This is a genomic window from Collinsella sp. CLA-ER-H7 (assembly GCF_040092345.1).
GTDB lineage: Bacteria > Actinomycetota > Coriobacteriia > Coriobacteriales > Coriobacteriaceae > Collinsella.
In genome coordinates this window covers 45,687-58,910 of the sequence record NZ_JBBNLT010000008.1, presented here as the reverse complement: position 1 = coordinate 58,910, position 13,224 = coordinate 45,687, and the positions used below count along the sequence as shown (strand labels likewise).

The following is a 13,224-nucleotide window of genomic DNA, read 5'->3' as shown; positions in this document are numbered from 1 at the left end:
CAATTGGTGGCTGCGCACAACAACCAGCCATATTAACGCGCACGTGCGGCGGTGTGGCGCAATGTAGTGGCGGCCTGCGCGATAATGGACGGGAATTACACGGAAACGTAAAGGCTTCTTAAAGAATTAGCGAGGATAGAGCTATGGGCGAGCAGGTTTGTATGACGGGCACCGAGTACTGCGGCGGAGCTGTGGGCGTGGACGCGGGCGGCTATCCGGTCGAGACTACGGGCAACGCGGCGCTGGACATCTTGGAACACCGCTCGTCCACGCGTGCCTTCGCGCGTGATGACGACGACCGTCCCGTGGCGGTGACCGACGAGCAGCGGGCGGCGATCTTGCATGCGGCGAGCCGCGCGCCGTCGGCGGGCGCCATGATGATGTATTCCATCGTGAGCATCCGCGAGCAGGCAACGCTCGACCGCCTGGCCGACCTGTGCGACCACCAGCCCATGATCGCCAAGGCGCCCTGGGCACTTATATTTGTGGTCGACTATGCCAAGTGGATCGATCTGTTTGAGCACGTGGGCTGCTTTGAGCCCGAGTTTGTCGAGCGTACGGGCAAGGCGCCCCGCCGCGCGCCGGGTTTGGGCGACTTTGCCATCGCGGCTCAAGATGCCGTGATCGCCGCGCAAAACGCCGTGGTTGCCGCCGAGGCCCTGGGCCTGGGGAGCTGCTATATCGGTGATATCGTCGAGAATGCCGAGGAAGTTGCCGAGCTGCTCGATCTGCCGCCCTATACCATGCCGCTGTCGATGCTCATCATCGGCACGCCCCGTAAGGAGCGTTCGGCCATTGCGCATCCCGTGGTGAACCTGGTGCACGAGGAGCGCTACTGCCGTGCGGATGCCGCGACCATGGATGCACAGGTGGCCGAGATGGATGCGATGTTCCGTCCGCATGCCCGCGAGGTGGGGGAGCGCGTCGTGGACATCTACACCCGCAAGCACACGAGCCCCTTTATGGCCGAGATGAGCCGATCCATGGAGTGGTGGTTCAAAAACTGGCTCGGAAAATGACAAATGGACAAGGGGACAGTCCCTTTGTCACATTCCATATCGCCGCGGTGGCCTAAAGACTGTATAAATCTTTATCTAGCTGGGAAAACAGTGCATTAAAACATGGGCCGATTACCTATAATCCCTTCGAACATTAAAGTTGGGAGGAAACCGGCTTATGGAACAAAAGGCCAAGGAGGCAGCCTCGCACGCTGCGATTCCTGTGAGCATCTCGGCGATGCTCGTCACGCTGGGCGTGGTGTACGGCGATATCGGCACCAGCCCTATGTATGTAACCAAGGCGCTCGTTGCCGGCAACGGCGGCATCGGAAGCGTCACGGAGGAGTTCGTGCTCGGCGCGCTCTCCCTTGTCGTGTGGACGGTCACGCTGCTGACCACCATCAAGTATGTGCTCATCTCGCTGCGCGCCGATAACCATGGCGAGGGCGGCATCTTTGCCCTGTACAGCCTGGTCAAGCGTTGCGGCAAGTGGCTTATCATCCCCGCTATGCTGGGTGGCGCCGCGTTGCTCGCCGACGGCATCCTGACGCCGGCCGTTACCGTTACCACGGCCATCGAGGGCCTGCGCACTATCCCGGCGGTCCATGCCGTGCTGGGCGATGACCAGGGCCGCGTCGTCGCCATTACGCTCGCCATCATCATCGTGCTCTTCTTGGTACAGCGCATCGGTACGGCCAAGATCGGTCACGCCTTTGGCCCCATCATGACGCTGTGGTTCCTGTTCTTGGGCGGCACGGGTCTGTTCTTTGTCTTACAGCACCCCGCCGTGCTGCTGTGCCTCAACCCGCTCCGCGGCATCGCTTTTTTGTTGAGCCCCAACAACCACGCGGGCATCATGATTCTGGGCAGCTGCTTCCTCGCCACCACCGGTGCCGAGGCGCTCTACTCCGACATGGGCCACGTCGGCCGCGGCAACATCTACGCCACCTGGCCGTTCGTTAAGTGCTGCCTGCTGCTTTCCTATATGGGCCAGGGCGCTTGGCTTATGAACAACGCTGCCAACCCCGAGCTCATGGGCATTGCCGACCTCAACCCGTTCTACCAGATGCTCGCCCCGGGCCTGCGCCCGTTTGCCGTCGGCCTTTCCACCGTCGCGGCCATCATCGCCTCGCAGGCGCTCATCACCGGCGCATTCTCGCTGGTGTCCGAGGCCAGCCGTCTGGACCTCATGCCGCACATGCAGGTCTTCTACCCTGCCGAGACCAAGGGCCAGCTCTACATCCCCATGGTCAACAACGTCATGCTTGTCGGCTGCGTCATCGTGGTGCTGCTGTTCCAGAACTCGGCGCATATGGAAGCCGCCTACGGCCTTGCCATTACGCTGACTATGATGTGCACCACGCTGCTGCTCTTCTTCTACCTGCACGAGGAGCGCAAGCTCAAGGTTGCTCCGTGGATCTTCGCGGCCTTCTTCCTTTTGCTTGAAGGCTTCTTCTTCGTGAGCTCGCTCACCAAGTTCTTCCACGGCGGCTACTTCACCATCCTTATGGCTGCACTCATCATGGGCATTATGGTGTGCTGGTACAACGGCACGGCGGTCGAGCAGCGCCAGTTTACGCTGCTGCCGCTGCGCAGCTACCTGCCGCAGCTCAAGCGCCTGCGCGACGACGACCGTTACGAGCGCATGAGCGACAACGTCGTGTACCTGACCAAGGACACCCATACCGACTACATCGACCGCGATATCGTCTATTCGATCTTGGACAAGCATCCCAAGCGCGCCCGCGCCTGGTGGTTTGTGAATGTCGAGACCATGGACGAACCGCACACCTTTGCCTATTCGGTCGAGACGTTCGGCACCGACTACGTGTTCCGCGTGCATCTGTACCTGGGCTACAAGATTAACCAGCGCGTCAATGCCTATCTGCGTCAGGTCGTTCAGGACCTGGCTGCCACCGGCGAGCTGCCGGCGCAGACGCATGACTACTCGGTCTACAAGGATCCGGGCAACATCGGTACGTTCAAGTTCGTCCTGATTCGTAAGCTTCTGGCGCCCGAAAGCGATGTGGAGCCGAGCGAGCGTACAGCCATCACGCTCAAGTACATCATCCGCCGCGCCGCCGGCACGCCTGCACGTTGGTACGGCCTGGAGAACTCCAACGTGAGCTTTGAGTACGTGCCGCTGTTCACCAAGTTCAAGGCTGTGAATAAGATGCAGCGCCTGGCCCCCAACGAGCGGCCGTAGTCACCGACAGGCTGCATGGAGTTGGTTTTCGATGGACAAGATTGAGGCCGGGGAGGCAAACATGGATGTAAAGATGCTTGATGGCCGCGAGGTGGTTGCCGAGCTGGTACGTGAGGCACGCGCCGACGCCGCCGAAGATCGGTTTTTGACGAACCGTGCCAACATGGATATGGCCGACCGCGTGATCTCGATTGTGGCACTAGTATTTGGAGCGGTGTGCGTGTGTGCCCTGCTCGCGCACGTGCTGTTTGTCTAGCGACCGCAGGTTGCAAAGGCTATACACTTGGAACCACCACAAGGGAAACCACCACAAAGGTGCCTGTCCCTTTGTGGTGGTTTTTGTTTTTGAGAGAGGGGCGGGGCACTGATGGACGTCCGTACGGACGGCGATATTGCCGATAGCTTTTGGTGGCGGCGCACAACGCTGACGCGCCGCACTCCTCTGTATGACGCCTGCGTATCGGTGGGGCTGCTGGTCGCGGCGACGATTGTGGGTGCGCTGCTCGACCATCCGGGTCTCGCGCCGAGCATCATGATCGTCTATGTGTTCGCCGTTCAGCTGTGCGCATTCTTTACCTGGAGTCGCCTGTATTGCTTGCTGAGCTCGGCTGCCGCCGTGGCGCTCTACAACTTCTTGTTTGTCGACCCGCGCTACTCGCTGTCGCTTATCGACCGCGGCTATCCCGGCATGTTCTTCATCATGTTCGTGGTCTCGCTTGTATCGAGCTCGATTGCGTTGGCCCTGCGCCGTGCCTTGGCACAGGCTGCCGCCAGCGACCGTCGCACGCATATGGTGCTCGAGACCAACCGCATGCTACAGCGGTGCGCCGACGAGCAGCAGATCGTTCACGCCATGGCAACGCAGCTGGCGCGTCTTTCGGGCTGTCCGGTCGTGTGGTACAGCGCCGACGCCGAGGGCGATGACCTGCTGCCGCGTGCGACATACACGGCCGTGGGCGATGCCGCGCCGGTGCACGAACTGGCGCCGCAGATGCCGCCGCGGCTCTCGGCATCCGCCTATGTGGGAACGCCGCTCGACGCCACGTTTGGCGGCTCGGCGTTTTATGGCATCTACCTGACGGTTCGCACAGGCGACGGCTTCGCGCGCTCGGGCGATCCCGCCTCGGTGGTGGGCGTGCTGGCTATCGTTGCCGAGCCCGACGTGCTGACGCATGAGGAGCGGACACTTGCCGATGCCATCGTGAGCGAAGGCGAGCTGGCGCTCGATCGCGCCCGCGCCATGGAGGCCCGCGAGGAGGCGGCGGTGCTTGCCAAAAATGAGCAGCTGCGCGCCAACCTGCTGCGCTCCATCTCGCATGACCTGCGCACGCCGCTCACCAGTATTTCGGGCAATGCCGATGTGCTGCTCGACCAGGGCTCGACCGGCACCGCCGTGCTCGACGCCCAGACGCGCCGCGGCCTGCTCCTGTCCATTCGCTCGGATGCGCAATGGCTCAACGCCACCGTCGAGAACCTGCTCGCCATCACCAAGCTCGAGGGCGGCGGTATGCGCCTGTCGACCACGCTCGAGCTCATGGACGATATCGTCGAGGAGGCGCTGCGCCACGTGAACCCTGCCGTGCGCGAGCACGACCTTAAGGTGGTGGCGTGCGATGAGCCGGCGCTCGTCAACGTCGATGCGCGCCTGATGGTGCAGCTGGTGGTCAATCTGGTGAACAACGCCATCACCTATACGCCCGCAGGCTCGCATATCATGATTTCGATTAGCGTCAACGATGGACGCGTGGCGTGCTCGGTGGCCGATGATGGTCCGGGCATCGCACCCGAGGATCGCGAGCGCATCTTTGAGTCATTCTATACCGCCAACCATGGCCTGGCCGACAGCCACCGTAGTGTGGGCCTGGGGCTTTCGCTCTGCCGCTCCATTGCGCTGGCGCATGGCGGTAGCATAGAGGTTGCCGCGGCGGACCCGCACGGCTCGGTCTTTACGATTGAGCTTCCCGTCGCCGATGTTTCGTTTGATAAGGAGTAGCGCTGTGCCAAACTCTGCCGTAAAACCGCTCATCTTGGTTGTTGAGGATGACCCCGCTGTCCGCAATCTTATTGTTGCCGCGCTCGAGGCGCACGGCTTGCGTCATATGGCCGTGGAGACCGCCCATGCCGCCATCGCCGCCGCCTCATCGCAGGCGCCGAGCATCGTGCTGCTCGATCTGGGCCTGCCCGATATGGACGGCGTCAAGGTGGTGGAATCGGTGCGCGCATGGTCGGGTATGCCGATTATTGTGGTCTCGGCGCGCAGCGAGGATGCGGACAAGATTCGCGCGCTCGATGCCGGCGCCGACGACTACCTGACCAAGCCGTTTTCGGTCGAGGAGCTGCTCGCGCGCATTCGCACGACGCTCAGACGCCTTTCGTATGCGCAAACGGGCGGTGTTTCCTCTGAAGGCTCGTTCGATGCCGGTGAGCTGCATATCGATTTTGATGCCGGCATCGCCACGATGGATGGCGAGGAGCTGCATCTGACGCCGATCGAATACAAGCTCCTGTGCCTGCTGGCGCATAACGCCGACAAGGTGCTGACGCATCAGTTTATCCTGCACGAGATTTGGGGTACGGCGACTAAGAGCGACCTGGCGAGCCTGCGTGTCTTTATGGGCACGCTGCGCAAAAAGATCGAGTCCGACCCCGCGCACCCGCGCTATATCCAGACGCACGTGGGTATCGGCTATCGCCTGGTCACCCAAGGGTAGGACGGCGTCCGCCATCCCAATTCCACCGCAACTTTGTTATTTGCCCTTGGGCTTGCTGGCGTAGAACTTCTTCTTTTTGGACTTGCCGGCAGGGGAGGGTTTGCCGGCAAAGTTGGACTTGCCGTTGCCGGCCTGCGCGTGCGTGGGCACTGCCGCGCGAGGCTTGCGGACCTCGGGGTTGCGCAGCTCCTCGGTTCGCTCGGCAATCTCCTCGGCGCTAAAGCCGACCTCGGCCATGGCGTCCTCAATGGGCAGGCGGCGCACGATATAGCAGTGGTGCACCTTCTGGTTGCGTGCGAAATCCTCGGGGATGGTCTGCGCCGTAATGTCCTCCAGCACCACGCCCGCGCGCGCGAGCTTGCGTGTCTCGGGGCGGAAGCCGCGCAGGTTGCAGCTAAAGATGGCATGTCCGCCCTGTGCGAGCAGGCGCGATACGCCGGCCAAAAGCTCAACATGGTCGCGCTGGACATCCCAGGTGCGGCGGCCCATCTTGGACGAGTTCGAGAACGTGGGCGGGTCGACAAAGATCAAGTCCCAGCGGTTGCGCGTCTGGCGCTGGTCGCGAATCCAGGCGAGCACGTCGTCGCGCACAAAATGATGCTGCGGACCAACAAAGCCGTTCTGGCGCATATTGCGCTCGGCCCAGTCCAGGTAGGTGTTGGAAAGGTCGACCGTCACGGTCTCCTCGACGCCGCCATCGGCCGCGTAGCAGGTGGCAGTGCCGGTGTAGGCAAACAGGTTGAGGAAGCGGCGCGCCTGCTTGGCGTGCTCGCGCACCAGGTTGCGGGTGACGCGGTGATCCAAGAAGATGCCCACATCCAGGTAGTCATCAAAGATGACGGCAAAGGTGAGTCCACCCTCTTCGATGAGCGGCAGACGACGGCGCGCGATGTTGGCGCGCTCGCCCGATGCACCCTTGCCGGCGCCCTGCTTGCCGTACTGCGAGCCGCCGCGCGAGCGCATGCGGGCCTTGGCGTGCACATGCTCGGCGGGAACATCTAGGATGCGCGGCGCGATGGCCAAGATGTCGAGCATGCGGGCCTGGGCCAGCGCGGGATCGATGGTCTTGGGCGCGGCGTATTCGGCGATGACGAGCCAGCGGCCCGGCGTCTGCGGGCAGCCCTCGTACAGGTCGATGGCGGCGGAGTAGTCGGGCAGGTCGGCATCGTAGACGCGGTAGCAGCTCACGCCCTCGCGCTTGGCCCACTTGCGGCGCAGACGGGCATTCTTGCGCAGGCGGTTGGCGAACTGCTCGGACTCCGGGATGAGCACGGGCAGCGGCTTGCCGTCGCCCAAGTCGAGCGTGGCGGCAGGTTCGGGCATGGAGGAAGCGGCGGCTTCGTCTTCGGCGTCCGTGGACTGTTCCTCGGCGTTTATGCTGGTCGCAGCCTCGAATGCCGCGGCGGCGTGGTCGAGCGAGGGCCAAACCTCAAGAGCCGCCTCCTCGTTATTGGGCATAACGGCGATGGAGCGCGCGGGCTCGGCATGGAGCGCGCGGGCCATAAGGCCATCGCGGGTGAGTGCGGCGACCGGCGCCGCGGAAAGCTCGGGCGCGCGGCGCAGCTCGCCGACCAGCGTCATAGCGTCGTGCATGAGTGAAAGCGGTGTCTCGGTGGTGTCTGCGACTACGGCGGCTCCGGCGACGGCGCCAGCATGGTCCAGCACGGTGGCGGACTTGGCGGCGCAAAAGTCGACAAAACGCTTGTAACCAGCGCTCTTGACCATGCGCTCGGCGGTCTTGCGAGCGGCGGGGTCGATGTCTGCGGCCACGATGCGCGCCTGCCGCTCGCGCGCTGCCGTCTCGCGCTCGCGCGCCTCGGCAAGCAGCTGCTCCCACAGAGCGGCGTCGTGCAGCTGCCAGCCCTCAAAGCCCCAGCGCTCGCGTGCGGCGCCCGGGGCGCGGTCGGTCAGAATGTTCGCGGCCTCCAGCAGCAGGCCGCCGCCGGCGCACGAGGCATCGATCAGCGTGGGGAGGGCTTCGTTCTCGTAATCGTCGGCCGTCAGCTCGCGCTCGCATAGTGCGGCCCAGCCGACCTGCGCCAGCACCAGGGCGGCGTAGTCGGGGCGCAGCACGTGCGTGCCCTCGCCGGCGCGGGTCGCTGCGGGCGGCAGGCGTTTGAACAGCGGGTCGCCCGAAAGGTCCAGGCTAATGCTCGCGCGACGCTGACGCAGCGAAAGCAGTAGGTGAACATCGGGATCGGCGGCGTCGACGTCGGCACGACGTCCCGTGGTCTCGGCCAGACGGTCGCACAGCGCGTCCTTGGCGCGCAGGGCCGAGAAACGCGTGTTGCGCAGCTGCTCGGTCACGCCGCGGGCGGTGATGGCGATGGTGGCGCCGGGGCGGATGATGGTCTCCCAGGTGATGTCGTAAACGCTGTCGTACAGCTCATCGGCATCCTGCGCCTCAAAGCGCCCGAGTACCACGAACACACGGCTCGCCAGGCGCGACCACAGACAGGCGCGGTAGCCTTCTTCGAGCTCGCCCTCAAATGTAGCGCGGCCCTTCAGCCGGCGAACATGCGAAAGCCCGAGGCGTTTAAGCTCATCGGCGAGTGCGGACTCAAAGCCCTCGGGGCAGCTTGCGTAAAATTCCATGGGTGACCTCTCTGGTTGCGTCGCTCCATTATATGATGGATACTTCGTTTACTCTCGCCCCCGAAAGGAACCCATATGATTGATGCGTGCCCCGATTCCGCCGTGCTCTTTTTTGACGTGGACGGCACGCTGACGTCGTTCGATCCCGACAACATGACCGACAAGGACTTTTCGGCGGTTCACCCCTCGCAGGCGGTCGTCGAGGCGTTTCATCGTCTGCGCGACGCGGGACACCAGGCATTTATCTGCACGGGTCGTCCCTTGTGGCTGATTGCCGATGGCCTGCGCGCGCTGAACCCGGCGGGTGTCGTTGCCATGGCGGGAGCGACGCTCGAGGTCGAGGGCCGCGTGGTACACGAGGACTGCTTTGATGAGGACGTTATCGAGGAGCTGGCACGCCGTATGGCCGCGGCAGGGATTGAAGCCTTTTTCGAGACCAACGTGGCTACCTTTGCCCTGGAACCCGCGGGTGTTGAGCAGCCGTCTCTGATCGGCACTTCTGTGGTGCACAGCGCCGAGGAGATGCGCGTCGACGGCCGTCTGCGCGTGGGCAAGGTGTGCATCGTCGCGAGCTACCTGGCTCGCGTAGCCAACGATGACGGCTTTATCGATCGCGAGTTTGAGCTGTGCAACACCGGTGGCCAGAATCGCGAGCTGAGCCCCAAGGGCATTGACAAGGGCGTGGGCGTGGCGCGAGCGCTGGAATACCTGGGTCGCACCGGCAACGCGCGCACCTTTGGCTTTGGCGATTCCGGCAACGATCTGGGTATGCTCGCCGCTGTCGAGACGGCCGTGGCCATGGGCAACGCCATGCCCGAGGTCAAGGCGCTCGCCGACTACGTGACCGATGATGTCGCACACGACGGCACCGTCACAGCGATGCAGCATTTCGGCCTCATCTAATGAATCCCACGTTCTGACGTTTGCTCAAACTGCGACTCTTTGCTTTTGCATGCTCAATCGATTTATCAATCCAAACACTGAGGTGTTTATACCGTTCGCCGAGAAGATAAAAAACCGCAGCTCACGCCTTGATAAACGTAGGTAAAGTGTTTAGCAGTTTAACGCCCATGTGCAAGCGAAAGGAATCAGGCAGATGGCAATCAAGGTGTTCGCTGACGGTGCAAACCTCGAGGGCATGCTCGACATGTACGAGAACGGCAACGTTCAGGGTTTCACGACCAACCCGTCCCTTATGAAGAAGGGCGGCGTGACGGATTACCGCGCGTTTGCCAAGGAGGTCCTGGCCCACATCACCGATGTGTCCGTCTCGTTTGAGGTCTTTGCCGACGACGTCGAGACCATGGAGGTCGAGGCGCGCGAGATCGCTACCTGGGCCGAGAACGTCTACGTCAAGATTCCGTGCGTGACCACCAAGGGCGAGTCCACCGCCGAGCTGGTGCGCAAGCTTTCGGCCGACGGCATCAAGGTCAACGTCACCACCATCTTTACGCCTACGCAGGTTGATGAGATGGTCGAGGCCGTCGACGCCGAGACGCCGTCCATCATCTCGCTCTTTGCCGGCCGCATCGCCGATACCGGCGTCGACCCCATTCCGTTTATGACGGAGTCGGCCAAGAAGGCCGCCGCAAAGCCCAACTGCGAGGTCCTGTGGGCGTCCACGCGCGAGCTCATCAACATTTACCAGGCCGAGGCCTGCGGTTGCCAGATCATTACGGTGCCCAACAGCATCCTGGCCAAGCGCAAGAACATCGGTCGCGACCCGTACGAGGTCTCGCTCGATACCGTGCGCGGTTTTGCCAAGGATATCGCCTCGCTCGGTTTCCATATCCTGCCGTAGCGCGAACACCGACTGTACCGTGGGCTGTTCGCCCCGGCCTTTCCTTTCCCTATCGCTCACGCGCTCCGCGAGGGTCGCGCTAGGCAAAGGAAAGGCCGGGGCTGCCGGTACGAGTTTGCCAGCAAGTTGGCGCTCGGTTTCCATATCCTGCCGTAAGCAAGGGTACCCCCGCCTGCGCCGTGCAAAATTGAGAGTATTCAGCAAGGTAAAGGTCTTTATCAGTTAACCGAAGCATGGAACGGCCCCCGTTTTGGCTCTGACGACGCTAAAACGGGGGCTGTTTTTTTGCTTTTTCGTTTCTGAGGGGCATCCGGAACGGTGGAATTTGCAGAATACTCGCGATTTTGCACATTGCTACAGGGGGTACCTTTGCTTTGGCGGTTTACTTTCCCTGCACCATGGTGAGCGAGATCTTCTTGCGGTCGCGATCGACTTTCTCGACCCACACCTTGACCGTGTCACCGACGCGCACCACGTCGCTCGGGTGCTTGACAAAGCGGTTGGCCAGCTTAGAGATATGTACGAGGCCGTCCTGGTGCACTCCCACGTCGACGAAGGCGCCAAAGTCCACAACGTTGCGCACCGTGCCCTTGAGTTCCATGCCGGGTTCCAGGTCGTCGATGGAAAGCGCCGAGCGGCTAAAGACCACCTCGGGCGCGTCATCGCGCGGGTCGCGACCGGGCTTCTTGAGTTCGTTAACGATGTCGATGAGCGTGAGGGTGCCGCAGTTCAGATCGCTAGCCAGCGTCGAGATGCTGCCCAGACGGCGCTCGATGTCGGGCACGCCGCCGCGGCTGAGCTCGCTGGCTTTAACGCCTGCGCGCTCCAGGACGGACGTGGCCACCTCGTAGCTCTCGGGGTGGACGCTTGTCGCGTCGAGTGGGTTCTTGCCGCCGCTAATGCGCAAAAAGCCCGCGGCGTTGAGATATGCCTTGGGTCCCAGCTTGGGGACCTTCTTAAGCTGGCGGCGATCGGTAAAGGCGCCGTTTTTCTCGCGGTAGGCCACGATGTTTTTGGCCACGCTCGGCGTAATGCCCGATACGTATCCCAGCAGACTTGCGCTCGCGGTGTTTACGTCGACGCCTACGCGGTTGACGACGTCCTCCACCACGTGGCCCAGAGTGCGCGAGAGCTCGGCCTGGTCAAGGTCGTGCTGGTACTGGCCCACGCCGATAGACTGGGGCGGAATCTTGACGAGCTCTGCCAGCGGGTCTTGCAGGCGACGGCCCAGGCTCATGGCGCCACGCACGGTGACGTCCAGGTCGGGATATTCCTGGCTGGCGAGCTCGGAGGCGGAGTACACCGACGCGCCGGCTTCGTTGACGATGGTGTAGCGAAGGCTGGGCGCCTGCTCGGCAATGAACTCCGAGACGACTTCCTCGGTCTCGCGGCTGGCGGTGCCGTTGCCGATGACGATGGTGTTGACGTCGTCCTTTTTGACGAGGCGGGCGAGCTCGCGCTTGGTGCCGGCGACGTCGTGGCGCGGTTTGGTGGGGTAGACCACGCCGTGGTCGAGCAGCTTGCCGGTCTCGTCCATGACGGCGACCTTGCAGCCGGTGCGGTAGCCCGGGTCGAGCGCGAGCACGCGGGCGCCACGGACGGGGCGCGCCGAGAGCAGGCCCTCGAGATTCTTGGCAAAGACATTAATGGCCTCGGTCTGCGCGCGGACGGTGAGCTTGGCGCGGGCCTCGCGCTCCAGCGAGGGGGCCATGAGGCGCTTGTAACCGTCGGCGATGGCGGCGTCAAAGACGGGCGCGAAGACGCCCTGGCGTCGGGGCCAACGGCTGCCGAGGCGTGCCGTGGCGGCGGCGCCGTCGACGTTCACGCGCACGCGGAGCTTGCCCTCGCGCTCACCGCGGTCGATAGCCAGCACGCGGTGGTTGGGTATACGGCGCAGCGGCTCATCATAGCTGTAGTACGGCTCGTAGGGGGTCTTCTCGGTGGGGTCGGTGGCCTCGACGACGATGTCTGCGGTGTTTTGCGTAAAGGCACGCAGGTCGGCGACGTTCTCGGGGTCCTCGGCCACCGTCTCGGCCACGATGTCCGCCGCGCCGGCGAGCGCCTTCTCGGGCGTGTCGAAGCCGGCTTCCTCGTTGACGTAGGCCGCGGCGGTGTCGAGCGCGCTGCCCTTGGCCGAGGCCTGCATGATGATCATGTTGGCAAGCGGCTCCAGGCCTGCCTCGCGGGCCTTCTGTGCGCGGGTCATGCGCTTTTTGCGGTAGGGCTTGTAGAGGTCCTCGACACGCTGGAGCTGCGTGGCCTCGCGAATTTGCTGTTCGAGCTCGGGCGTAAGTTTGCCCTGGGCGTCGATGAGCAGAATGACGTCCTCTTTGCGCTGTTCAAGATTGCGCAGGTAGGACAGGCGCTCGTCGAGTGCGCGCAGGGCGACGTCGTCCATGCCGCCCGTGGCTTCCTTGCGGTAGCGCGAGATAAAGGGGATGGTGTTGCCCTCGTCGATGAGCTTGACGGCCGCCTCGATGTTGGCGGCCTTAAGGTTGAGCTCGCGGGCAAGCTGGGCGATAAGATCCATGGGACTCCTTGCGTTTAAGGTGCGTTTGCAGCACAGGGCTACCAAGGATACCATCCGTCCCAAAAGACTGTTTTGGGGCCGCGCCACGAAAACGGCCTATCTACTACGTTTAACCCGTATGGGTCGACCATCCCCCGGTTTTCCGAAAATACGCAACCAGTCTACCTGCGGTTTTTATTTCTCGAAATTCGGCATGGCTAAGGATGATCAGTTAAACGTAGTAGATAGGCCCATTTCGTGGCAAACGAACCAAGCTGAGGCGCAAAATGGCCCCCGCCCCAGAAAAATCGTCGGCAAGGTAGCAAAAAGCCCCACGGGCAGGAGGCTGCTCGCAGGGCAAAGAAGAGGGGCTTATTTGTGACGGACCGAGGGGCTCGGCATGG

Annotated in this window: 9 protein-coding genes; 7 read left to right on the top strand and 2 right to left on the bottom strand. The window is 62.9% G+C overall.

The window, feature by feature from the left end; genetic code table 11:
- Positions 1-143 precede the first annotated feature (143 nt).
- From AAAX75_RS06030 to AAAX75_RS06010, 5 genes are all read left to right on the top strand, one after another.
- Positions 144-1,019, top strand: a complete 876-nt coding sequence (locus AAAX75_RS06030; RefSeq protein WP_349091430.1) for a nitroreductase family protein — start codon at positions 144-146, stop codon at positions 1,017-1,019.
- A 157-nt stretch (positions 1,020-1,176) separates the two neighbouring features.
- Positions 1,177-3,204, top strand: coding sequence for a KUP/HAK/KT family potassium transporter (locus AAAX75_RS06025; protein ID WP_349091429.1), 2,028 nt, complete (start codon positions 1,177-1,179; stop codon positions 3,202-3,204).
- Between the two features lie 31 nt (positions 3,205-3,235).
- On the top strand, positions 3,236-3,460 hold the full coding sequence (locus AAAX75_RS06020) for a hypothetical protein (RefSeq protein WP_349091428.1): 225 nt from the start codon (positions 3,236-3,238) through the stop codon (positions 3,458-3,460).
- A gap of 111 nt (positions 3,461-3,571) precedes the next feature.
- Positions 3,572-5,197, top strand: a complete 1,626-nt coding sequence (locus tag AAAX75_RS06015; protein ID WP_349091427.1) for an ATP-binding protein — start codon at positions 3,572-3,574, stop codon at positions 5,195-5,197.
- 4 nt (positions 5,198-5,201) lie between these two features.
- Positions 5,202-5,915: a response regulator transcription factor gene (locus tag AAAX75_RS06010; RefSeq protein WP_226812477.1), complete on the top strand. Its 714-nt coding sequence runs from the start codon at positions 5,202-5,204 to the stop codon at positions 5,913-5,915.
- Between the two features lie 36 nt (positions 5,916-5,951).
- On the opposite strand, the gene rlmKL is transcribed toward AAAX75_RS06010, so the two are convergent.
- Positions 5,952-8,510 carry a bifunctional 23S rRNA (guanine(2069)-N(7))-methyltransferase RlmK/23S rRNA (guanine(2445)-N(2))-methyltransferase RlmL gene (gene rlmKL, locus AAAX75_RS06005; RefSeq protein WP_349091426.1) on the bottom strand — a complete coding sequence of 853 codons (2,559 nt, stop codon included), beginning with the start codon at positions 8,508-8,510 and terminating at the stop codon, positions 5,952-5,954.
- Between the two features lie 75 nt (positions 8,511-8,585).
- Between rlmKL and AAAX75_RS06000 the strand changes: the two genes are divergently transcribed.
- Complete coding sequence (locus AAAX75_RS06000; protein ID WP_195544513.1) at positions 8,586-9,413, top strand: HAD-IIB family hydrolase; 828 nt, start codon at positions 8,586-8,588, stop codon at positions 9,411-9,413.
- A gap of 193 nt (positions 9,414-9,606) precedes the next feature.
- Positions 9,607-10,311, top strand: a complete 705-nt coding sequence (locus AAAX75_RS05995; protein ID WP_349091425.1) for a transaldolase — start codon at positions 9,607-9,609, stop codon at positions 10,309-10,311.
- Between the two features lie 382 nt (positions 10,312-10,693).
- Here AAAX75_RS05995 and AAAX75_RS05990 read toward each other — a convergent pair whose 3' ends face one another.
- Positions 10,694-12,841, bottom strand: a complete 2,148-nt coding sequence (locus AAAX75_RS05990; protein ID WP_349091424.1) for a Tex family protein — start codon at positions 12,839-12,841, stop codon at positions 10,694-10,696.
- Between the last annotated feature and the right edge of the window lie 383 nt (positions 12,842-13,224).